The 21,739-nt window shown below is 64.2% G+C and carries 25 protein-coding genes; 19 read left to right on the top strand and 6 right to left on the bottom strand.

Annotation, left to right across the window (positions count from 1 at the left end; all coding sequences use genetic code 11):
* A partial coding sequence (locus FOY53_RS17830; RefSeq protein ID WP_246107454.1) for a transposase domain-containing protein occupies positions 1 to 278 on the top strand: 278 nt, incomplete at its 5' end.
* Positions 279 to 702: 424 nt separating this feature from the next.
* Here FOY53_RS17830 and FOY53_RS17835 read toward each other — a convergent pair.
* Positions 703 to 1,545, bottom strand: coding sequence for a hypothetical protein (locus FOY53_RS17835; RefSeq protein ID WP_146591394.1), 843 nt, complete (start codon positions 1,543 to 1,545; stop codon positions 703 to 705).
* Between the two features lie 236 nt (positions 1,546 to 1,781).
* Entirely contained in the window at positions 1,782 to 2,438 is a 657-nt protein-coding gene (locus FOY53_RS17840; protein ID WP_246107455.1) for a hypothetical protein, read from the bottom strand.
* Positions 2,439 to 2,606: 168 nt separating this feature from the next.
* On the opposite strand from FOY53_RS17840, the gene FOY53_RS17845 reads away from it, so the two are divergent.
* Together FOY53_RS17845 and FOY53_RS17850 are read left to right on the top strand one after the other, a co-directional pair.
* Complete coding sequence (locus FOY53_RS17845; protein ID WP_146591396.1) at positions 2,607 to 2,849, top strand: type II toxin-antitoxin system ParD family antitoxin; 243 nt, start codon at positions 2,607 to 2,609, stop codon at positions 2,847 to 2,849.
* A gap of 5 nt (positions 2,850 to 2,854) precedes the next feature.
* Positions 2,855 to 3,175 (top strand): type II toxin-antitoxin system RelE/ParE family toxin, encoded by a 321-nt coding sequence (locus FOY53_RS17850; protein WP_146591398.1) that lies wholly within the window; start codon positions 2,855 to 2,857, stop codon positions 3,173 to 3,175.
* A 13-nt stretch (positions 3,176 to 3,188) separates the two neighbouring features.
* On the opposite strand, the gene FOY53_RS17855 is transcribed toward FOY53_RS17850, so the two are convergent.
* Positions 3,189 to 3,467 (bottom strand): hypothetical protein, encoded by a 279-nt coding sequence (locus tag FOY53_RS17855; RefSeq protein ID WP_439332551.1) that lies wholly within the window; start codon positions 3,465 to 3,467, stop codon positions 3,189 to 3,191.
* A gap of 183 nt (positions 3,468 to 3,650) precedes the next feature.
* Here FOY53_RS17855 and FOY53_RS17860 point away from each other — a divergent pair, with 183 nt between their 5' ends.
* The 16 genes from FOY53_RS17860 to FOY53_RS17935 all read left to right on the top strand — a co-directional run bounded on the left by FOY53_RS17860 (position 3,651) and on the right by FOY53_RS17935 (position 16,662).
* On the top strand, positions 3,651 to 3,986 hold the full coding sequence (locus FOY53_RS17860; protein WP_146591400.1) for a hypothetical protein: 336 nt from the start codon (positions 3,651 to 3,653) through the stop codon (positions 3,984 to 3,986).
* Positions 3,987 to 4,059: 73 nt separating this feature from the next.
* Positions 4,060 to 4,701: a lytic transglycosylase domain-containing protein gene (locus tag FOY53_RS17865; protein ID WP_342784268.1), complete on the top strand. Its 642-nt coding sequence runs from the start codon at positions 4,060 to 4,062 to the stop codon at positions 4,699 to 4,701.
* Entirely contained in the window at positions 4,698 to 4,988 is a 291-nt protein-coding gene (locus FOY53_RS17870; RefSeq protein WP_146591402.1) for a TrbC/VirB2 family protein, read from the top strand. Before FOY53_RS17865 ends, FOY53_RS17870 begins: the two co-directional genes overlap by 4 nt.
* An 8-nt stretch (positions 4,989 to 4,996) precedes the next feature.
* Positions 4,997 to 5,275 carry a VirB3 family type IV secretion system protein gene (locus FOY53_RS17875; RefSeq protein WP_146591404.1) on the top strand — a complete coding sequence of 93 codons (279 nt, stop codon included), beginning with the start codon at positions 4,997 to 4,999 and terminating at the stop codon, positions 5,273 to 5,275.
* Complete coding sequence (locus FOY53_RS17880) at positions 5,265 to 7,649, top strand: VirB4 family type IV secretion/conjugal transfer ATPase (protein ID WP_146591406.1); 2,385 nt, start codon at positions 5,265 to 5,267, stop codon at positions 7,647 to 7,649. The genes FOY53_RS17875 and FOY53_RS17880 overlap by 11 nt, the downstream gene beginning before the upstream one ends.
* Positions 7,649 to 7,852 (top strand): hypothetical protein, encoded by a 204-nt coding sequence (locus tag FOY53_RS17885; protein ID WP_146591408.1) that lies wholly within the window; start codon positions 7,649 to 7,651, stop codon positions 7,850 to 7,852. The genes FOY53_RS17880 and FOY53_RS17885 overlap by 1 nt, the downstream gene beginning before the upstream one ends.
* A 3-nt stretch (positions 7,853 to 7,855) precedes the next feature.
* Positions 7,856 to 8,998: a lytic transglycosylase domain-containing protein gene (locus FOY53_RS17890; RefSeq protein ID WP_146591410.1), complete on the top strand. Its 1,143-nt coding sequence runs from the start codon at positions 7,856 to 7,858 to the stop codon at positions 8,996 to 8,998.
* Positions 8,999 to 9,066: 68 nt separating this feature from the next.
* Positions 9,067 to 9,807: a type IV secretion system protein gene (locus FOY53_RS17895; protein ID WP_246107456.1), complete on the top strand. Its 741-nt coding sequence runs from the start codon at positions 9,067 to 9,069 to the stop codon at positions 9,805 to 9,807.
* 2 nt (positions 9,808 to 9,809) lie between these two features.
* The gene (locus FOY53_RS17900; protein WP_146591489.1) at positions 9,810 to 10,463 is read left to right on the top strand and encodes a VirB8 family type IV secretion system protein; all 654 of its coding nucleotides are present in this window, start codon (positions 9,810 to 9,812) and stop codon (positions 10,461 to 10,463) included.
* Entirely contained in the window at positions 10,460 to 11,167 is a 708-nt protein-coding gene (locus FOY53_RS17905; RefSeq protein WP_146591414.1) for a TrbG/VirB9 family P-type conjugative transfer protein, read from the top strand. Before FOY53_RS17900 ends, FOY53_RS17905 begins: the two co-directional genes overlap by 4 nt.
* A complete protein-coding gene (locus tag FOY53_RS17910; RefSeq protein ID WP_146591416.1) occupies positions 11,164 to 12,486 on the top strand; it encodes a TraB/TrbI/VirB10 family type IV secretion system protein in 1,323 nt (440 codons plus the stop codon). The genes FOY53_RS17905 and FOY53_RS17910 overlap by 4 nt, the downstream gene beginning before the upstream one ends.
* 1 nt (position 12,487) lies before the next feature.
* Positions 12,488 to 13,474, top strand: a complete 987-nt coding sequence (locus tag FOY53_RS17915; protein WP_146591418.1) for an ATPase, T2SS/T4P/T4SS family — start codon at positions 12,488 to 12,490, stop codon at positions 13,472 to 13,474.
* A gap of 17 nt (positions 13,475 to 13,491) precedes the next feature.
* Positions 13,492 to 13,911 (top strand): hypothetical protein, encoded by a 420-nt coding sequence (locus tag FOY53_RS17920; RefSeq protein WP_146591420.1) that lies wholly within the window; start codon positions 13,492 to 13,494, stop codon positions 13,909 to 13,911.
* The gene (locus tag FOY53_RS17925; protein ID WP_146591422.1) at positions 13,911 to 14,939 is read left to right on the top strand and encodes a TrbL/VirB6 family protein; all 1,029 of its coding nucleotides are present in this window, start codon (positions 13,911 to 13,913) and stop codon (positions 14,937 to 14,939) included. The genes FOY53_RS17920 and FOY53_RS17925 overlap by 1 nt, the downstream gene beginning before the upstream one ends.
* A gap of 152 nt (positions 14,940 to 15,091) precedes the next feature.
* Positions 15,092 to 15,343 carry a helix-turn-helix domain-containing protein gene (locus FOY53_RS17930; RefSeq protein ID WP_146591424.1) on the top strand — a complete coding sequence of 84 codons (252 nt, stop codon included), beginning with the start codon at positions 15,092 to 15,094 and terminating at the stop codon, positions 15,341 to 15,343.
* The gene (locus tag FOY53_RS17935; protein WP_146591426.1) at positions 15,343 to 16,662 is read left to right on the top strand and encodes a type II toxin-antitoxin system HipA family toxin; all 1,320 of its coding nucleotides are present in this window, start codon (positions 15,343 to 15,345) and stop codon (positions 16,660 to 16,662) included. Before FOY53_RS17930 ends, FOY53_RS17935 begins: the two co-directional genes overlap by 1 nt.
* Before the next feature lie 53 nt (positions 16,663 to 16,715).
* Here the strand turns inward: FOY53_RS17935 and FOY53_RS17940 are convergent, their stop codons facing one another.
* Genes FOY53_RS17940 through mobC form a run of 3 tightly spaced genes read right to left on the bottom strand, consistent with a single transcriptional unit; the run spans position 16,716 to position 21,601 of the window.
* The gene (locus FOY53_RS17940; protein WP_146591428.1) at positions 16,716 to 18,683 is read right to left on the bottom strand and encodes a type IV secretory system conjugative DNA transfer family protein; all 1,968 of its coding nucleotides are present in this window, start codon (positions 18,681 to 18,683) and stop codon (positions 16,716 to 16,718) included.
* Positions 18,676 to 21,024 (bottom strand): relaxase/mobilization nuclease domain-containing protein, encoded by a 2,349-nt coding sequence (locus tag FOY53_RS17945; protein WP_146591430.1) that lies wholly within the window; start codon positions 21,022 to 21,024, stop codon positions 18,676 to 18,678. The genes FOY53_RS17940 and FOY53_RS17945 overlap by 8 nt, the downstream gene beginning before the upstream one ends.
* Entirely contained in the window at positions 21,011 to 21,601 is a 591-nt protein-coding gene (mobC, locus tag FOY53_RS17950; protein ID WP_146591432.1) for a plasmid mobilization relaxosome protein MobC, read from the bottom strand. The genes FOY53_RS17945 and mobC overlap by 14 nt, the downstream gene beginning before the upstream one ends.
* Between the last annotated feature and the right edge of the window lie 138 nt (positions 21,602 to 21,739).

Raw genomic sequence — 21,739 nt, forward strand, 5'->3', positions numbered from 1 at the left:
GTCCGCGCCAAAATAGGCATGCCATCGATAATGAACCCGATAAACCTGCCCGACATGGGCAGAATGAATGGGAACTGGCCATCACGAGAAAGAACAGTCTGTTCGCCGGATCGAATGGCGGTGGTCGCACGTGGGCCACTATCGCCACCCTCCTGCAGACCTGTAAGATGAACAACGTCGACCCCATCGCCTGGTTGACCCAGACCTTGGAGCGCGTCGCCAACCAGTGGCCGAGCGCCGAAATCCACGCCCTTATGCCCTGGAATTACCAAGCCTGAACGGCCTCAGCTACCCGCTTACTGTGGCACAACTATGCGCTCGAAATGACCGCCTGACACAAACACCCATGGCGGCCGTCTCATGCTGCTGCCGTCAAGTTGGCAATCCCGTTTGGGGTGCTCATAGGATCAGTTTAACCTGTTCATAACGACCGAACAACTTGGCAATACCTGCGCCGCGGCTTGATACAGAGCGCCGCTGCAACAACCGGCGCAATCGCATGGCCGGTTTGCGGGTCCTGTCTTGTTGCATATTTGGTCCGTGCCAATGCCGCCTTGTGCAAAGGTCACTTCAAATAAATGAACTTAAGACACACTTTAGGAATCCCAAGGCCGCGGGCTATTTATAACATAAACTTCACTATCGGAGCTTGACACCTGTAGCGGTGCCTAAGCAGCCCTAAAATTCGATATCCCAGTCAAACTACCTCGAAATCTCCCCTGCCAACACCGCACGCCCGTGCACGGCCAAGGTTGCGGAGAATCTCTGGCAGCCGAACTTGCGGATTGTGTCGAGGATCCGCGCTTCGTAGGCCGCGTGCCCGATCTTGCGTTGCAAGTCCGATGCGTGGAACTGGCGATTTCTCGTTGGCGCAACACATGTCAGGCGAGCAAATTCGTCTTGGAGACGGTCCGGCTCAGCCAAAGGCTGGCTGATCGGCTTCGGCGATCCCGGTGATCGCCCAACCGATGTCTGCCAACGGCGCATGAAACCCAGGAGAAAGCCTGCGGGAACGCAGGTGTTTCCGCGGGCTTCGTTGAAGGCCATGAAGCGATCCCAGATTGCTTGCGTGTCGACGTTCCAGCAGGGCAGGGCGGATTTCGCCGCCTTGATGAGCGCGGCCCAGGAGGTGCGATGGACGTTCGAACCGGGGGCGATCTCGATCTTCCCGGAGAAGATAGTTTTGTTATTATATTCTCTAGATAGTGATGTGTCGCCCACAGTTGACGCCAGATGCTGCGGCAACTCGTCGGAGACGCAGCCAAACCGGAACAGCCATGGCGCGAACTTTCCGTTCGGCTTCCAGCGCTCGACGCGAAGCTCCGATGCCGCGAGTTCGGCAAGCAGGGTCGTGAGATGCTGGCGGGTCACACCCATGATGTCGGAAAGTGTGGAAAGCGTGAAGGCGGCGGTACCGCGATCGAGCCCGTTGTAGCCGTCCTTCCAGGCGATGCCGTCGAGGATGATCGTCGCGAGCTTGTGCGCGGAAACCGACAGATCGCATCGGAGTATCTGCCGCAGGATTGAGCCGGTTGTAAGGTCCATGAAAGTCGTCTCTTTGGAAGGACGACGTCAGATCGTGAGGAAACAACATTCCTGCCAGCAAAACAACTTTGCTGGTTGCAGGTCTCCGGACGATCGGCTAGAAAACTCGGGCACAGTGAGTAATCGGGCGCGGCGTCGGACTATCGGTCTGGCGTCGTTCTCTTTTCTGGGTCTGGGATGCACAGCCTCCGGTGCAAATGGATGAGCAGGCCCGGGGTGACCCGGGCCGGGAATGGTCAGTAGCGGACTTCCTCGGAGCCGTAGTTTCCGGCGTGGTCGCGCCAGTCGACGAAGACCGAGCGGTAGAAATAGTCGTTGCATCCGTTCGGGATCCTCAGCTGCGAGGCAGGCGGGACCTGGGCCTTGCTGGACGGGGTCCAGCGGTAGTCACCCTGCACGCCGTAGGACCCGAGCCGCGTCGAGTCGCTGCGACTGCAGTCGCCGTCGCGGTTTTCGTGCTGGCGGTACTGGATGTGATAGACCCGGATGCTGCGCACGAAATCGAAGGCGTCGCCCGAGATGTCGATGTCGGCTCCGTCCGTGGCCTGCACCTCGACGACCGGCGCGTCTTCCGGGACGGACTGCCGGGGCAGGTTGGCCTGGAAGGCGGCGTCGAACAGGCGATCGACCGGTCCGGGGACTTCGACCGGCGAAAACGACGCCCCCATGGGACAGCGCCAGATCTGAAGCGGCGGTTCGATGGGCCAGGGGGTGATCCGGCGGATGAACACCGCACGGGCATGGGCACATGGCGCCGAGGTCGGCCAGCCGCCCGCGAGGCAGAGCAGGATGGCGCAGTCCACCTGGTAGGCGCGCGCCGGAGTCGCCAACGGGACCTGTCCCGAAAGCGTCAATGTCGCGGCCATTGCCAGCCGCAGGAACTTGCGTCGCATGTATCGACTCTCCACAAAACTGTGCGAACGAATACAATACAACATGCATGACGGCAATCGGATTTCGTTGCGGCACTCAGAGGCTGAAGGGGGGACCGGCCAGCTTGCCGCCAAACCTTGCGAGGTTATGTCAGTATCTGATAAGATCGAGCATACGAGGAGAGCTTGATGCCGAACATCCATTTAACCGAACCGATGCAGAAATACGTCCAGGCGCAGATCGAGTCCGGCGCCTATGCCAATCTGAGCGAGGTCGTGCGCGCGGGCATCCGGATGCTGATGGAGAAGGACGGTGCCCGACAGTTCTACGCGCTCAAGGCCGATCTCGAACAGGCGGCGGCGATAGCCGAAGAGGGTGATTTCGCGGAATTCGATGCGCGGGCTTTCGAGCCGGATGCGTTCAACCGCTGACCGGCATGATCATCCGTCTTTCTAGTCTGGCTCGGTCCGATCTCGAAGATATCCGCGACTACACCGTCCGGACCTGGGGCAGGGATCAGTGGCTCGTCTACTACCGCCAGTTGGTCACCGCGTTTGAGCGGGTCGCCGGGGACCCAGACATTGCCCAGGACCGGAGCCTCTTCGTGCCAGGCATGCGGTCCGTCAATTGTCAGCGGCACGTGATCTTCTTCAAGCAGCTCGACGCCGCGGATGGCGCTCCGGTCATCCTCCGGATCGTGCACCAGCGCCGGAATATGCCCGCCCTGGTCTACTACGAAGATCTCGACGCTTGCTGATGCTTGCGGGTCCTCACTTGAGGATCTCGATCAGCCGTCCGTATTCGCGGCTGACCTCCTGTGCCTCGAGGAAGGCGCGCTGGCGCTCGGCATCGAGGCAGCGGAAGTACTCCTGGATGTCGGCGATATATCCCTCGAAGTCGGCCCGCAACAGATCGGCATACTCGCGCACGTCGTCAGGGCTTTCGGGCAGGAAGGGCCGGTCCGGCGCGATGCAGGCGCTCGCCATCTGACCGCTCAGCACGAAGATTGCCGCCAAACCGGGCAGGTTGGCGCGTCCGACACAAAACATGCGCAGGGCAAAACTCCTTTGCCGGTGTGAAACGGTGGATTTGTGTGATAGCGGGCCTATGTGCGCGAAAGCAGCCAGTCAAGATAAATAAATCGTCTTGAAGTCATTAATGTTGTTTTGTATCGACCGTGTGGAAATGTCCCGCGGGCCGGTACTCATGATGAGGAGGGCCCAAGGGAGGTCATGATAGAAGAAGCACCGAATGTGGTCACCGAAGACGGACTGCGCGGATTGCTCGGCCAGGGATACAGGGCCGAGGTCGTCTGCAGGGAAGGCGCCGAGAAACGCCACAACAGCTGGTACGGCACCTGGACCGTGCGGGCCGTCTCTTCCGATGGACGGGACGAGAAACTGCTCGTCACCTCGCGCAGCTATCTCAAGATCCGAGAATTCAAGACGATCGTCGGCCTCGTCAGTTTCCTTGCCGACATGGGCGCAACCGTCGTTTCCATCCCGCTCGAAGAAGGCGGACGGGTTCCCCACGAAGCCCCGGGCAAACCTCTGGCCGCCAAGGCCTGACGGATTTATCGCCCGCCGCGTTCTCGCGGTCCTTGCCCTGCTCGGAACAGGTGTTTGTTCCGCACCCTCGGCCTTGCTGGCACAGGCGACAACAGGCGGGTTCATTTTCTCCGTCGGCCAGGACGGCCGGCTGATCGACATCTCCGCCACGCAGGGTGATCCAGACGCATCGACCGACCTGAAGACAGGCGATGCAACGGGTCCCGGCGACCGGCTCTTTCTCTTCTCCAATCGGTTGCAAGACGAAGCGGACGCTGAGACCGCGCCGCGCGCGCCTGTCCCGGCTCCTCCCGAGATTCTCGCGGCCATCGAGGCGACAGCCTTCCGCTATGCCGGTCATCCCGGGTTGCGCCGCGCCGGTCTCTCGGTCACCGACTGGGCCGCGCTCTACCGCGCCAATATCGAGATCGAGAGCGCCTACAATCCGCGCGCGCTGAGCGGCGCGGGCGCGATCGGGCTCGGCCAATTGATGCCGGACACGGCGCAGGCCCTGGGCGTCGATCCGCACGATACGCGCCAGAACCTCGACGGCTCGGCGCGGTATCTGCTGATGATGCTCGACCGTTTCGGCGACAGCCGCCTGGCGCTCGCCGCCTACAATGCCGGGCCCGAGGCGGTGGACCGTCACGGCGGCATTCCCCCTTACAGAGAAACCATGGGCCATGTGGCGAAAGTGACCGCCGCGATGCTGCGCCTGAGAGGAGAGATTTCGTGAGAAGACAAGAGACTTTGACCGCCGTCGCGGCGACCCTGCTGATCGTCGCCGCGGGACCGGCGCTCGCTCAGAGCATCGACCTCTCGCCGGTGCAGACCCTGTTGCAGGGCATCGTCGACGCGATCACCGGCCCCCTGGGCATCGTGATCGGCACGCTGGCGCTGATCGGCGTGTTTTTGTCCTGGCTCTTCGGCATCCTCGATTTCCGCCAGGCGCTCTGGGTCGTCGTGGCGATCGCCGGGATCGCCGCCGCCCCGACCATCGTCGCCGCGATCTGGACCACCTGAGACAGAGCATGGCGGAGCAGTCGCGCGTCTTCATCGGTCTCCTGAGGCCGCCCAAGCTCATGGGCCTGCCGATCATGTACGCCATGGTCTGGCTCTTCGGCTCCACGCTCCTGTTCCTCTGGGTGCAGAGCTGGGTCGTGGTGCTGATCGCCGGCATCGCCTGGCCCGCGCTCTGGAAGGCCGCCGACTGGGATCCGAACTTCCTCGACGTGCTGGTGATCACGCTCCAGGAGACGCCGCCGACCCGAAACCGCAAACTTCACGGAGGCGACAGCTATGCCCCGTGATGCTGGATATGGCGAGGACCTCGATCTCGGTACGGCGCTGCCGCCCTGGGTCGCGGGCGAAAAGCGTCTCTCGCAGATGCTGCCCTATGTGAGCCTGGTCAGCGACACCACGACCCGCACCCGCGGCAACGAGCTCATGCAATGCATCCGGCTCGAGGGGGTGAACAGCACCACGAGCGAGGACGGACATCTCGACCGCATCGGCGCGCTGATGGCCGGGATCGTGGCGCAGGCCGGGACAGGATTCTCCTTCTACCTGCACAAGGTCTCGAAAGCGGTCGAGGTGGATCTGCCGCCGATCGAGGACACAGGCTTCGCGGGCGAGATCGGCCGGCGCTGGCGTGCGCATCTTCGCGCCTCGGGGCTTCGCGACAAGACGCTGACCCTGACGGTCCTCAAACGCCCCGAGGCTGGCCGCGGCCTGCCGTTCCTCGCCGCCGCCTCCCGGGCACGGCTCGCGCAGGACACGGCTCGGCGGCTGCGCAAGCTCGACGAGGTGGTGGGGTTCATCCTTTCGACCTTCGACGAGATGAATCCCCGGCTGCTCTCGGCCCAGTCCGGCGCACTGCTCGGCTTCCTCGGCAGCCTCAATACGGGCTGCGAACATCCGCTCTTCCCGCGCTCGCGCTTCGGCATCGTCGCCGAGGACGTGGCCAACACGCGGGTGACCTTCGACGGTCCCACCATCCGCCTCTCCGAAGGGGCGGCGGGCGAGAAGTTCGGCGCGATCTTCGCGGTGAAGAACTACCCGGCCAGGACCGACGCGCTGATGCTCGACGAGCTGAACCTGCCGGTCGACATGGTCGTCACGCATTCCTTCGTGCCGATCAACTCGAACATCATGGCCGGCCGGATCAAGCGGCAGCTGCGGCTGATGCAGGCCGCCAATGATGGCGCGGTCAGCCTCGCCGAGGAGCTGGAACTCGCACAGGACGATCTGGAATCGAAGCGTCTGATCTTCGGCGAGCATCACATGACCGTCGCGGTCTACGCCAGGACCCGCGCCGCGCTCGACGATATCTGCGCCGAGGTCCGCAACATCGCCGCCAGCACCGGCATCAACCTGATCTCCGAAGGCTTCGGCGCGCGGGCGCATTACATGGCCCAGCATCCCGGCAATACCGGGGCGCGGAGCCGCAAGGCGGCGATCACAAACCACAATTTCGCGGACCTGGCGACCTTGCACCGCACGCCTTTGGGCAAGCCCGGAAGCGACGTGCCCTGGGGTCTGCCGATCACGCTCTTCCCGACACCCGAGCGCGGCGGGTTCCGGTTCAACTTCCACGAACAGGGCGCGCCGGATCGGGAGCCGACCGGCGGGCATACGTTGATCCTCGGGCGCCCCGGCTCGGGCAAATCCGTGCTCGCCGCCTTCCTCATGGCCATGGCGCGGCGGGCGGGTGCCCGGCTCTTCGTCTTCGACTACCGCGCCGGCATGGAGATGGCGGTGCGGGCGCTCGGCGGCAGCTATTCGACCGTGCGCGCCGGACTCCCGACAGGGCTCAACCCGCTGCAGACCGAGACCGATGCGCGCGGGCAGGCCTGGCTCGCCGATTGGCTGGCGACACTGCTCGAACGCCGGGACCGGCCGCTCACGCCCGTGCAGACCAACCGGCTGCAGGAGGTCGTGCGCCAGAACGCCTCGGCCAGTCACGAAGGTCTCCGGAACTGGTCGGACTTTGCCTCGCTGCTGGTCTCGACCGATGACGAGGGCGATCTCTTCGAGCGCATGCAGGAATGGACCGCCGAAGGCCGCTACGGCTGGATCTTCGGCGCCAATGCGCAAGACACGTTCAAGTTGGGGGGCAGCCTCGTCGGCGACATCTCCGGCTTCGATCTGACCGGCATCCTCGACTCCGAGAGTGAACGGGAGCGCATGGCGGTGCTCTCCTATCTCTTCCGGCGCGTCGAACGCGTGATCGAGGACCGCAAGCCGACCGTCATCCTGATCGACGAGGCCTGGAAGGCGCTCGACAACGCCTATTTTGCCGAGCGGCTGTCGAACTGGCTCGTCACCGCCCGGAAACAGAACGCGGTCGTCGTGATGATGACGCAATACGCGAGCCAGCTCGAGCGCACCCGCACCGGCAGGACCATCGTCGAGGCGGTGCCGACGCAGATCCTCTTGCCGAACATCCGCGCCAGCGAGGCCGATTATGCCATGCTAGGGCTCTCGGAGAAGGAGCTCGACATCCTGTTGGGCGTTGGCTCGTCCTCGCGCCTGGCGCTCGTCCGAGACGACCGTGGATCGGTGGTGATCGATGCCGATCTCGCGAGCCTCGGACCGCTCGTGACCATCCTCGGCGGCATGGAGAAGGGCGAGGAGCTGGTGGGCAGCGACTACCGAGACCGCCCAGACTTCTGGAGAACATGATGAACAAGACGATGACCCTGCGCCTGGGGCTTCTCGCCCTCGGGCTCACCCTGTCGGCCTGCGCCGAATACAAGCCCGCGACGGCGAACTGCTTCAATTTCCGGGCCGAGACCGCGAACGCACCGCGTGTTTCCACCAAGGGCGTGGCGGTCACGCGGGCGGACACCTCCTGCACCTTCACCGCGCTCGGGATCGCGGACTGATCCATGTTGCGCCGCATTCCTCCCGTTCTCGCTTTCGCCGCGCTCGCCTGTCCCGCATCGGGGCAGGGTGTGCCGACCTTTGATGCGCAGGATTTCGCGCGCACGGCGGCGCTCATCGCGCAGCGCGATCGGGATCTGGCATTGCAGCGCGACCGGCTGACAGGGCAAGAGGAGCTGGCCGAGATCGAACGCCAGCAGCTCGCGGCGCTGAACGATCTCGTCGAAGCGACAAGCTTGGGCGGAACGGATGTCTCTGCAACCATCGCGGGACTGGAGGCGGGCAGGGGCTCCGAGACCTCTGCCGCCGAGCTCTATGGGCCTACGGATGGCAATCCTGCTGCGGCACGTATGTTCGGCGACGCGCGCGAGGGGATCGAGGAGCTGATCATCCGCGCGGCGCGCGACACCTTCTCTCTGCAGGGCGTGTCGCGCGCCGGACTGTCCCTCGTGCAATGGCGCTGCCTCCTCCAGGCGCTGATCTGGCAGGAGAGCCGGTTCCAGATCGGCGCACGCTCTCCTGTCGGCGCCTTCGGCCTCACCCAGATCATGCCCGGCACCGCGTCCGATCTCGGCATCTACCCCGCCTATTACGACGATCCCTACCTGCAGGTGACCGGCGGCGCGCGTTACCTCGCGCAGATGCTGAACATGTTCGGCGGCAACATCATCCATGCTCTCGCCGCCTATAACGCGGGTCCCGGCAACGTGCAGGATTACGGCGGCGTGCCGCCATTCTCGGAAACCCAGCACTACGTCGTGGTCATCCCCGAGCAGTATAACCGTTACCTTTCTGCTGTCGGCGGGATCGACGCGCTCGGCACCATCGATCCGGTCCTTCTGGCCAATGCGAGTTTCAGCCTCTCGGCGCATGGCTCCGGGATCTATGGCGACTATTCCATGGTCTCGGTCCGGGCTGCGGCCCTTCGGGTGCAGGACATCATCGAGCGGATCGGCGAGACAGAAGATCTGCACGAAGCGCTGGCCCTCAACACCTATGCCCGCGCGGAACTGGCGCGCCTCGTCGCCATCCGCACCCGCCTCAAGGCCGCCAGAACCGAGCCGATGAGCGCCAATGAGATCGCGCTCGCCGCAGCCCAGGCCGCCGAGCGGCAATACATGGATTTCAGTTTGGAGACATTGCGATGAGGACGACCTTTCCGCGCGTACGGAGAATTCTGTTCGGAACAGCAGCGGCGGTGGCGTTGTCGATGAGCATGGCGTCCGCGCCGGCCGTCGCCCAGGGCGTGCCGACCGTCGATACCCAGAACATCGCCCAGGAAATCCGCCAGCTGCAGCAGATGCTGGAGGATTTCGGGATCCAGACCGATCAGCTGGACACCCTGCTGGAACAGCTCGATCTCGTGCAGCAGCAACTCGACCAGCTGAACCAGATGTACGCCTCCCTCACAGGTGCACGGGATCGCATCCTGGGCCTCTTCATGGGCGGCGATCTCGATGGGCTGCTCGAGGCGGATTTTTCGGACATCGGCGATCTGATCACCGGCATCCAGCAGGGCGACTGGAGCGCGCTCCTTGGCTCCTCTGCCGGACCGCTCCGCACCCAGATGGAAAGCGCGCTGGCGAGCGCCGGCTTTGACGAAGACAGCCTTGCCGAGATCGCCCGAAGCGGCAGTCCCGGTGCGCAAGGGGTGGCGACGCGCGCCACCACCGGGGCCGTGCTCTCAGCCGCAGCGCAGAACAGCCATGCCGAGGCGGCGCAATCGCTGGAACGCGTCGAGCGCCTGGTCGAGATGATCCCGGACATGGAAGATCTGAAGGCCTCCATGGATCACAACACCCGGGTGACCGCCGAGCTTGCCACCGCGATGACCCGCATGTGGGAGCTCGAGGCGATCCAGACCGTCGGCGCGGGCAATGCGGGTGTGGTCGATGCCGCCACCATCGCCGAGGAGCGCCGCTACATGGACTTCACCCTGCCGGAGCTCCGGCCATGACGATGGGGACAAACATCGACGCCATCGTCGAGGAAGAGCTGGTCTATGGCGCGCTGCGCCGCGAGGAGACCTGGCGCAAGATCGGCATCGGCGGTGCGGTCTTCGGCGTATTGGGCTGCCTCTCGGCCGCCGCCGTCGCCCTCCTGATCGAAACCCCGCCCCCGGTCGTTGTCCCTTTCGATCCCGCGACCGGACTCGCGCTGCCGAATGCCGCCGTGCGAACGGTGACGCTCGCCGAGCGCCCTGCCGTGATCGAGGCGCAGATCTACCGCTACATCACCGACCGCGAGACCTACAACCAGCTCGACAATGACCTCCGCGTGCGCCGGGTGCTCGCGCAGTCGAAGGGCGCGGCCGAGGTCAGCATGCGCGCGACCTGGACCAGCGGGCAGGAATCCTATCCGCCGACACGTTACGGGGCAGGGGCCGAGATGGCGGTCGAGATCGCCAGCATCACGCTCATCGGCGAGAACCGCGCTCAGGTGCGCCTGCGCAAGCGCCTGACCGGCCCGCAAGGCGTGCAGGACGGCGCCTTCACGGCCACGCTGATGTTCGAGTTCCACCCCGAGACCCCGCGCGTCCTCGACGAGGTCTGGCAGAACCCCTTCGGCTTCTCCGTCACGCAATATGCCATCAGATCGGACCGCGCCGAATGACGACCCGCCTTTGCCTTTCCGGCCTCTTCATTGCCGCGGCGATTTCCGCGGGCCTCCCCGCCTGGGCCGAGACCACGCCCGGGCGCGGTGCCCATGACAGCCGGGTCCGGATCGCGACCTGGGTCGATGGCCAGGTGTTCCGCGTCGTGACCAGCCTCACCCGCGTGACCACCGTCGAGTTCGGCGAGGGCGAGACCATCCGCTCGATCATCGCCGGCGACACGGTCGGGTTCCATTTCGACGCGGTCCCGGGCGGGCGCGCCTTCGCGATCAAGCCCGTGGCCTCGGGCGTCGCCACCAACATCACCGTCTACACCAACCGGCGCTCCTACTACCTCCATGTGATCGAAGCGCGGGAGACCCCGCATTACGTCGTGCAGTTCCGCTACCCCGAAAGCCGCAGCGCGCCCCGGCAGGCGGTGGCGGCCGCCGTGCCAAATGCCAACTATGGCGCGAGCGCGCAGCGCGAGTTCACGCCACTCTCGGTCTGGGACGACGGCACGTTCACCTATTTCCGCTTCGCGCGGAACGCGCCCGTCCCGGCGATCTTCCGTCACACACGCGGCGCGGAACGCTCGGTCAACAGCCAGGCGCAGGCGGATGGCGTGATCCGGGTCTCCGGGGTGAACTCCGAATGGGTATTGCGCCTCGGCGACGAGGTGGTCTGCATCCGGGACCTCGGCCGCAGGGGAGCGGGCGCATGAGCAACGAGCCCGACGATCTCGCGGCCCGTCTTGCCGCGCTCGAAGGCGCGAGCGGCAAGAAGGCGGGGGCCCGGCGCCCGTCCCCGGTCACGGTCCTTCTCGGCGTGCTCGGGATCGCGGGCCTGGGCGGTCTCGCATATGCCGCGCTCCAGACCGAGGCGTCGGCGCCGATGCCGACCGCCGCGCCGGCCGAGTTCCAGGACCAGGGCTCGGGCTTCGGCGACCTGGTGCCCGCCGTCCTGCCGGTCCGGACCCCGGAACCTGCACCGGCGGACGCCGGACCGAGCGAGACCGAGCGCGCCCTGGCCGAGGCCCTGGCGACGGTGCGGGCCGAACTCGATGCGCTCCTGGCCAAGGAGGCGGAGCCATCTTCCGCATCCGCCGATGCCGCCATCGCCGATCTGACCGCCCAGATCGCGGCACTGCAGGCGGCGGGCGAAGAGTCCCGCAGCGCCTTAGAACGGCAGCTGACCGAGCGCGACCGGGCGCTGGAACAGATGCGCATGGATCTGGAGCTGGCGCAGCTGCAGCAGCCCGCGCCCGCCGCGCTCGGGCCCACCGAGGAAGAGTTGCGCCTCGCCGAACTCGAACGCCGCCGCGTGGCGGAAGCCGAGGCCCGCGCCGAACGCATCGCCTCACCGATGATCGCCTTCTCCGGTGCCGGGAACGGGCCCAGGGACGGGGCAATCGAAGCGCGCCTCAGCGCCGACGAGGCCTTCGTCCGGTCCGGTGCGCAGGTGTCCGAGGTGACCCGCGCGGAGGTGATCGCCAACCCGTCCCACACCGTGCCGCAGGGTACGATGATCCAGGCCGTGACCGAGACTGCGCTCGACAGCAGCCTGCCCGGTGCGATCCGGGCCATCGTTTCCGAGAACGTGCATGCCTTCGATGGCTCCCGCATCCTGATCCCGCGCGGGTCGCGGCTCATCGGGCGCTACCGCTCCGACGTGGCGCTGGCGCAGTCCCGGGTGATGGTGGCCTGGGACCGGATCATCCTGCCCGACAACCAGTCGGTCCAGATCAGCGCCTATGGCGGCGACGAACTGGGACGCTCGGGAACGACCGGATTCGTCGACACGCGCTTCGCCGAACGCTTCGGCTCGGCCGCGCTCATCTCTTTGATCGGCGCGCTCCCCGCGGCCGCGGCGGGCCAGATCGAGGACGAGGCCGCCGCGGATGTGGCGAGCGATGTCGGGTCGGACCTGCGCGACAGCACCCAGAGCGTCATGCAGGAGTACCTTGCGATCAAGCCGGTCATCCATGTCGACCAGGGCACGCGGATCACCGTCATTGTCGACCGCGATCTCGAGATCTTCTGACATGGCGGCGAGCTACCTCGAAGCCTCGCTTGACGCGCTGGCGCCAGCCATCGGCCGTCCGGACGTGATCGAGATCTGCATCAACCCCGACGGCAGCACCTGGGGCGAGTTCCATGGCGATCATTTCATGTCCGCGCTCGGCACGCCCCTGAGCCAGACCGCCATCAAGGACCTCGGCAATCAGATCGCCTCGGCCGCGGGCACGACGCTCAGCCAGAAGAAACCCATCGTCTCCGTCAGCATCCTCTACCGGGACCGCCCGATCCGCGCCCAGGTGATCCAGCCGCCCGCCGTCGAGGGCGGCTTCTCGATCTCGCTCCGGTTCTTTTCGAGCCTGCCGCTGCAGGAGATCAGACTCGCCTATCTCTTCGACAAGGAAACCAGCCTCGAGGCGCTGCGGCGCGAGCGGAACCTCGCCCTGCGCGAGGTCGTGGCCTCGGGTGACATCGACTCCGCGCTCAAGTTCTGTGTCCGGAACAAACTCAACATGATCGTCTCGGGCGGCACCTCGACCGGCAAGACCGTCGCGGCCCGGAAGATCCTCTCGCTCGTCCCGGATGAGGAGCGGATCGTGACCATCGAGGAGGCGGCGGAGTTGCGGCCCGGACAACCGAACGCGGTGACGCTGATCTCGGACCGAGAGAGCGACACGCGCGGTTCCGACCAGCTTCTGACCTCGACCCTGCTGATGCGGCCCGACCGCATCGTGCTCGGCGAGGTTCGCGGCAAGGAGGCGATGACCTTCCTCGAGGCGATCAATACCGGTCATGGCGGTTCGCTCACCACGCTGCACGCGGAAACCCCCCAGCTCGCCGTGCGACGGCTTGCCATCGCCGCGCTGAAGACCGATCTGCCCCTGACCTACACCGACATGATCCGCTACATCGAAGGCTCGATCGACGTCATCATCCAGGCCGGCCGCCATGAGGGCGCGCGCGGCATCACCGAATTCTACCTGCCCGGCCAGACCGAAGACCCGGGGCAGTGACCGTCAAAGGATACGCCATGCACCTTTCCAACTTTGCCATTCTTGTCGTTCTTGGCGCCGGTCCGGCACTGGCCGAGGGCGCGCCCGACGTGTCGACCGATCTCACGGTCGACATGGCGCCGCAGCAGTTCCGCATTTGCAACGACCGTCCCGCGCGCCCCGCCTGGATGGATGAACTGCATCCGCGCGAAGCCTACAAGGCGGTGACGATGATGGATCTCTACGAGTTGCGGGCTTGGGAGCGGATCGCAGAAGCTGGAGACTGTTCCTGCGAGGTTCGTTTTCCGGAGTGGGAAGAAGCCTCGGAAGAATACCGTGAGCGCCTTGCAACCAGTTCAAATGCTGAGCATACACAAGCGCAGCTTCAAATCCGCCGGGAACGCAATAACATGCGCCAAGGCGTTCAGGATATCTGCGAAGCCCAAGGCAACTGGTAATGGGTGTCGTCAGCTGGATGGTCGGAACGGCGGACGCCTTCCTCGCCGACGCCGCGGAGTCCCAGTTCGGGGCGGTTGCAGGCAATATCGGTTCAATCGTCCTGCTGATGGTCATCCTCTCGGTGATCGGGCTCTTCATCAACATGGCCTTCCAGTACCGTAGCATGGATGGCGCGAGTTTCTTCTGGTACCTCCTGAAGCTGATCCTGGTGGGGCTCTTCGCCTTCAATTGGGTCCAGTTCAACGCAGTCGCCAATGCGGTGATTGGAGGCTTGGATTACGTCGCAGGCGCGCTCATGTCCTCAGTTGGTGTAGGCGAGGCAGGGGCCACACACTTCGCTGGCGAGTTTGACAATCTGATCGAACGATTTGCCGACTACCTGAACGCCATAGGCAGCAACCTGAACTGGATGACCGGCGCGATCCTCGGCGGCATCGGCCTCGTGCTCCTGAGTCTCCTCGGATTCATGACCGGCATCGTCCTGATCTTCGCCAAGATGATGCTGACCCTCATGCTCGGCCTTGCGCCCGTCATGATCTCGCTCTCGCTCTTCGAGGCGACGAAGGATTTCTTCCACCGGTGGGTCTCGACGACCGTCAGCTATGCCTTCTACCCCGTCGTCATCGCCGCCATGTTCTCGACCGTGGTGGGCATGGCCAACGCGCTCCTGGCACAACTGGGCGATCCGGGCTCCGCGACCAATATCGGCTCGCTCATCCCCTTCTTCGTCATGGTGTTCCTGGCAAAGGGCTTCGTTGCCGCGACGCCGCTCATCGTGCGCGGGCTGTCGGGAAATTTCATGCTGATGGCTGGGCCGAACGCATTTGGAGGGGCCGCTGCGGTTGCACGTGGCATGGCGAATACGGCAGGCGTCAATGGGCGCGCACGGATAGGTGCGCTGACGACTGGGGAGGCCATCGGGCGAGGGATTGTGCAAGCGCCTGCGGCAACGGTTGCAACCGTTCGAACAAGTGGGGCGATGGTCTCGCGCGTGGCTGACAGAGCGCGCAGGATGAGCAAGGCTTGACGGCAGCGGGAGCGCGTTGCTGCGCGGGATGAGAACTGCGCTTTTTAAACGCCTCAACGTATAAAAATGATTTATACGTTGAGGCGTTTAATTTTGATTGATGCGCTGAGGCGCATATTGACTGTTTATCCGCTTTGGCGTATCAAGGTCTAATGAACGATCTGGCCCGCACACCAAGGCAAATCGGTACTCTCATCCAGCGGGCCCGCAAGAGGCGCGACTGGACACAGAAGCAACTTGCCGAACGAGCCGGCCTGCGGCAGGCAACGATCTCAACCATCGAGAGCGGCGAGAAGCCCGCAAAGCTGGACACCATCCTGGCCGTCCTTTCCGCCCTCGATCTGGAATTCCGGATCGGCGCACGCTCCAAGGGTGATGCCAGCGACATCGAAGAGATTTTCTGATGGGGCGGCGCCCGGCCTATGCGCCTTTGCGCGTCTATATTAACAACCGCCGCGTCGGCACCCTGAACAGGGAGGCAAGCGGGGCCATCGGGTTTTCTTACGACACAGACTGGCTGGACTGGGACCATGCCATGCCGGTCTCCTTGTCGCTGCCCTTGCGCGAGACGCCTTATCGGGGCGAACCCGTCATGGCCGTCTTCGAAAACCTGCTGCCGGACTCAGATCACCTCCGCCGCCTTGTCGCCGAAAAGGTCGGTGCGCGCGGGACAGATGCCTACAGCTTGCTGACCAAGATCGGGCACGACTGCGTGGGTGCGCTCCAGTTCGTCGCGGGCGAAGACGATGCCCCGGACGCGACCGGCCAGATCGAGGGCGAACCTGTCGATGCAACCGCAATCGAGAAGCTTCTGAACGGATTGAGCCAGGCGCCACTTGGCCTGTCAACTGACGATGCTTTCCGGATTTCCATAGCAGGCGCGCAAGAAAAGACAGCGTTGCTGTGGCATGAAGGTCGATGGATCAAGCCGCATGGTACGACACCGACGACGCATCTGTTCAAGACGCAGATTGGCAAACTACCGGGCGGCATAGACCTGTCGGACAGTGTCGAGAACGAATTCTATTCCCTGAAACTTACCGAAGCCTTCGGACTTCCGGTGAACAAAGCCGTGATCGAGACCTTCGGCGAAACCAAGGCCTTGCTCATCGAACGCTTTGATCGTCGCTGGACGAAGGATGGCCGTTTGCTGCGTTTGCCGCAGGAGGATTGCTGCCAAGCGCTCTCGGTCCCGCCGACGCTGAAATACCAAAACGAGGGCGGGCCGGGGATGGTGGACGTTCTTGGTCTGCTCAGGGGCAGCGACACGCCGACCGAGGATCAGGAGGTCTTTCTCAAAGCGCAGATCGTCTTCTGGCTGATGGGGGCGACGGATGCCCATGCAAAGAATTTCAGCGTCTTTCTGAACATCGGCGGTAGCTACCGCATGACCCCGCTCTACGACATTGTTACGGCGCAAGGGGCGCTGGACGCGCGCCAGATAGAGCGCAAACAGATGAAAATGGCGATGTCGGTCGGGAAAAGCCGACACTATCGATTTGACCAGATTCATGGCCGGCATTTTGTGCAAACCGCCATGCACGCGGGCCTGTCTCAGAAGCGCGCAGTGGCCTTGATCGAAGAGGTCGAGGCGCGCGCCTCTGAGGCCCTCGATGCAGCGGCGAATGCCCTACCGGACGAGTTTCCACCTGCAATTGTCTATAGTGTCAGCGGAGCTTTGAAGGGGCGGCTTAGCGGCCTTAGAATATCCGGCGCCGTGTGAAGCGGAATTTTCAAACGGCCGGTCGAAGGCCGCTATCTTACTTGACCCAACACCTAGCCGTGCTCCGCAATGATAGCGCGCGTGGTCTGTACGGCAGAGGCCAGTGCCGTTTGGTCTGCATTCTTGATGCCCAGTCCTTTGACATCGAGCGAAAGCTTACCTTGGCCCCCGCTAGCCGCAGCAGCACGAGCCGAACGGCCGCGTACCTTTGACAGCGTGCCGGAGCCCGGCCGAGAAATGGCGCTCGACGTTTCCGGCGCATTCGAGCTAGCTTCCCGAGCGACATTTGCCGCCCGCACCTCTTGCAGTTCCTGCTTAAGCCTTTCCACCGTCTCCCGGGTCTCGGACATCTGCCGATCCCGCCGCAGCCCGTCCTCATCTGGGTACGGGAAACTCCCCGACTGGCCTGCGTGAAGCACTTTCAGGGCCGGGTCTTCGAAGTATTTGATCCGCCGCGTCCGGATTGGCATCTGCGCGTCGATCACAAGGATAACCTCGTCGAGATCCATGCGCCGGGCCTCATCCTCGGTCAGGAGGGGGGTATCCTCCGTTCGCTCCGAGACGCTGCGCCCTTCGAACGGATTGCGTCCAACAGCGCGGGAGCGGGTCACCACGCGCTTGGTGGTCTTGCCAACGGCCTGGCTCAGCTCCTCGATGGTCTTCTGCTCGGACGGGGTGAGGTAGAGCTTTACGCCGGCGCCGCCCTGAAGCGACCTGCGGGTGTTCTCACCGTAGATCTCGTCCAGCGCGGGGATCGTCTGGGTCACGACGGCGAGGTTGCCGCCGAAGGAGCGCAGCGTCTTGATGCTTTCGGCGACGATCGGCATTTTTCCGAGCCGGTCGAACTCGTCGAGCATGATCATCACGGGCCAGGGCTCGTCCTCACGGGGCTCCTGCGCCTGCAGCGAGGCGATCAGGTCCGAGAAGAAGAGGCGGATCAGCGGGGCCAGCGGGCGGATCATCTCGGACTCGACCACAAGATAGATCGCATGCGGGCGGCGGCGGATATCCCGGAAGGAAAAATCGGATGTCGCGGTGGCCGCGTCGATCGCGCGGTTGTCCCAGGTGTCGAGACCCGAGGTCATGAGAAGCGAGAGGTAGGAGGTCAGGGTGTCATTGTTGGTCGATGCCATGCGCTCGAAGATCAGCTTGGCCGACTTGTTCTTCACCTCCTGCGAGCGCTTGAGGTATTCCTTCTGCTTGTTGCCGCCCGAGGCTGTGATGCGGTAGATCTCGCCGATGGTCGGCACGCCGCGCTCGAAGGCCAGAAGACCGGCCGCCACGAACAGGTCGATACCGCCCGCGAGAAGGCCGCTCAGCTTTTCGTTGTCGGTCTGCAGGAAGAGCTTGGCGGTGAGTTTCAGCTCCATCTGCTGCCGGTCGGAATTGGTCATGGCCGCGATGCGCGCGAGCGGATTGTAGCGGTGGGTTGGACGATCCCAGTCGGTCGGCGCGAAGCGGAAGACCTTGTCGCCCATGCTGGCGCGGAAGCGCGAGGTCTCGCGGAAGTTCTCGCCTTTCACGTCGAGCACCACGGCAGAGCCCTTGTAGGTGAGCAGGTTCGGGATCACGAACCCCACGCCCTTGCCCCGGCCCGTGGGCGCCACGATCAGTGCGTGCGGGAAGGTCTTCGAGACAAGGAACGGGTGCCTGGACTTCGGGGAGCCGAGCTTGCCCAGAAGGAAGCCGCCACCGGGCTTGGCAAAGAAACCGTTCCACTTCATCTCACCGCGGGTCTGCCAATGCGTCGTCCCGAAGCGGGTCAATGCATCCCCCAGAAGCGTGACGCTCAGCATCAGCGATGCCAGGCCGAAGCCGCCAAGGATGAGGTTCACCCAGAGGAAGTCCTTCGGCGCGGACTGGGACCGTCCACGATATTCCCGGGCGAGCAGGGTGACGTCGAACCGCGTGGGCGAAAGCCCATAGCGGAACATGACAAAGCCGGTCGCCACGACATAGCCCATGGCGAGACCGACCAGCACGAGGCTCAACACTCCGAGGGCAATCTTGCCTTTATCCATGGGTGATCCCCTTCTCACCATGTGCCGCGGCGTGGCGCGCGCGCTGCGCCTCGATCTGCTCTTCGGCCAGAGCATCGAGAACGCGCTCCATGGCCGGGCCATGCGCGGTGACCTCGCTGCTTTGAAGATAGGTCTTGGCGAGTTCCAGCTGGCGCAGCGGATCCTCGGTGAATGTGTCCAGGACGTCCGCGTTACCGGCCCGCAGCGCGTCGATAGCGTCGGGGCTTAGTCGCTCGTTTATCTGCCGGACGATGTCCTGCTGCTCTGACTCGGAGAGCGGGCCCTCGACGTCGGCGTTTCGCACAAAGGCCATGACGGTTGGCGCGGTCTCTTCCAGATACCGGCGCTCGGCGTAGTCGTGTCGCGCCTGGTCCTCGATCTCGAAACTGCGTTCGCTGATATAAGCACGCGACGCACCGAGCGAACGTAGGTGATTGATTTCGCCCCTAACGGCCTGCCCGAATTCGTCATCCGGCATCTCCGTGCGATAGCGGGCGAGGGTGCGGAGCTCTTCGGTGATCGGACCGAGATGATCCGCAGGATCCCGCAAGGCGAGGTCCATGTCGCCAGCTTGAAGCGTGCGGTCCTGCTCCGATACCGCATATTGCGGCGGCATTCGACTGTTAGTCATCTGTTCCCAGGCCATCGACGCCAGTTCGGCATGCTGCGGCGATCTCTGCGCGTAGGCGTCGAACGCGGCACGTGCCTCTTCCACCTCCACGGCGCCCGCCCGCCGCACGGACGAGTCGTCGGAGAACGGATGATCGAAATCCGTCCGGCGGAACTGCGCCACCAGCGCCCTGAACGCCTGCCGTTCCGATGGGGCAAAAATGTCGGACCCGTCTTGCGCGAGATCACCCCCAGGTGTCGTCAACCGCTCACCGAGCACTGCCTCGGCGTCATCCACCTCGTCGACCTCGGTTGGCGCGCGCAGGACGCGTATATCGGTCAGGACATCGCCCAACCGAACATGAACGGCTTCCAGCCGGTCGAGCGCGTCTTCCCGGTCCGCAGGTTTCTCCAGATCGAGTCCCCCTTCCTTGGCAATCGCCTGCAGATCCTGTGCCAGCCACTGGCGTTCCAGTGCGGCATTGCCTGCCCCTTCCCGCAGGCGCGCGGCCACAGCCCCGGCGTCGATGCCCGTGCCTTGCAACGCCTCGGCCAGTCTTGGTGCCACCTCTCCATCGTCAAGGCGCGCGAGGTGATATTCACTGGCGTTTTGCCTTGCATAGATGCCGTCCCGGGACGGCGCATCGATCAGGGCGGCGGAGCGATCCCCGAGCGGGTTCAAATGCGCGACCGAGGCCAGCACGTCGGTCAGCTTGCGCTCGATCACCGACCTCTCGGCCGCCGGCGCCCTGTCGATTGCCGCCTCGATCTGGCGAATGTTCTGAGAAAACTCGGTGATCAGCGTGTCGAACGCTGCTTCGTCTTGGGACATGTAGATGGCTCCGTCAGATTGAATCTGACCGCCACTGGCAAGGATGGTGCTGGCCTTCTCGAGCGCCCCGGTCACGTCTTCGAAATTCGATCTCGACGCCTCCACCGCGAGCCCGCGGTAGATCAATGCGTTGTGCCGGACGGTTTCCAGTGCAGCCGCCAGGTCGGCACCGGTTCTCTGGCGCTCGACAGGGGGACGGCCCTCGTCGCGGGCCTTGTAGATTTCGGAGGTCTCGGCGGCGTAGGTCGTGACGCCGCGATCCAGACGACGCGTCGCCTCAAGGCGGATTCCATGAACCCGGGCCGCCTCGACCATCGCCTCGCGAAAGGCGTCGTAGTTGAAGTGGTGATCCTTCCCGAGGAAGAACATTTTGCCATCCTTGCTGCGGCGGTTCAGTACGATATGCGCATGTGGATGTGCGCGATCTTGGTGTATTGCAGCAATGTAGTCGAATTGCGACCCCTCACCTTGAAAGAACCTCTCGCAGACCGCCTGGGTGATATCGCGCACCTCTTCACCCCTGGTTCCAACCGGGAATGCCATCAGCAGATGCGAGGTATGGCCAAGCTTGGGGCTGTAGCGCTCGTTCCACTGGTTCTCGAAGCGCCTCGCCACACGGTTGATCTCCGCCTCCGAGAGCTGCTTCTTCCCGTCATGGGTGCCGCGGCTGTCGAGGATATGGGTCGACTTCGTCGTGAGATAGGTGAGCTGCGCCCGTAGCTGCGCCCCGGTGTGGCAGCCCCCCTTGGAAATGGCCTTGAAGATCGCTGGCGAATAGCCGCGCGCGGCCCGGACCATCTGCGCGCCCCTGGAAAGCCCCTGCCAGGATCCCGAAACCCGGCTCCAGCCGCGGTCAAAGAGCGCCGGGTCGATGCCCCGGACCCGGTCACTCCGCGCCATTCGCATCTCTCCCGGCGACGAGGCCCGCCAGGGCAGAGCTGATCGCAAGATCCAACACGCTGCGCCGCGCACGCGACATCTCCTGGACCTGGTCAGCCAGGTCGAAGACCAGACCTGCAAGGGCGCGGACGTCACGGTGACTTGAGGCCGGGTAGGACAGTCTCTCGCCCCGCACCTTGGCCTCGTTCAGACGTCGCGCGATCTGGTTCACGTTGTTGCCGACCCGGTTGAGCGCGGCGCCGAGGCTGCGCAACTCGTCGCACATCTCGTCGTCGGGCAGGAAGACACCTTCGGCCGCCAGCATCAGGCGGCGCATGGCATCCGAGCGGTGCGCGATCCCGCGCCGCGACAGCGCCGCGTCGAACCGGCGCAGGTCGTCGTCCGAGACCCGGATCCCCACAACCCGCGAACGGCTGCCGTTTGCTGTCTGACGCTCATCCCAGTGGTTCACCACGTTGTAAATCGTCTTCAGGCTGACATCGTAGCGCGCGGCCAGAGACGCCGCGGAGATGCCGTTCAGGCGCTCCTGGGCGATGGTCGATCGTTCGATCTCTGAAAGTCTGCGACGGCGGGGCATTTTGAAGTTAACGTTCCTATTTCTTGCCAACTTCGTACAAGCCCGCCGACTCCCAACGCAAGTGGAGTCGGCCATAAGGGCTTGTACTCAATGTAGAAAATCGCCCTGCAGGGGCGATTTGACGTCTTCTGCGGAGTG

The sequence above is a fragment of the Puniceibacterium confluentis genome (assembly GCF_007923445.1).
Taxonomy (GTDB): domain Bacteria; phylum Pseudomonadota; class Alphaproteobacteria; order Rhodobacterales; family Rhodobacteraceae; genus Puniceibacterium; species Puniceibacterium confluentis.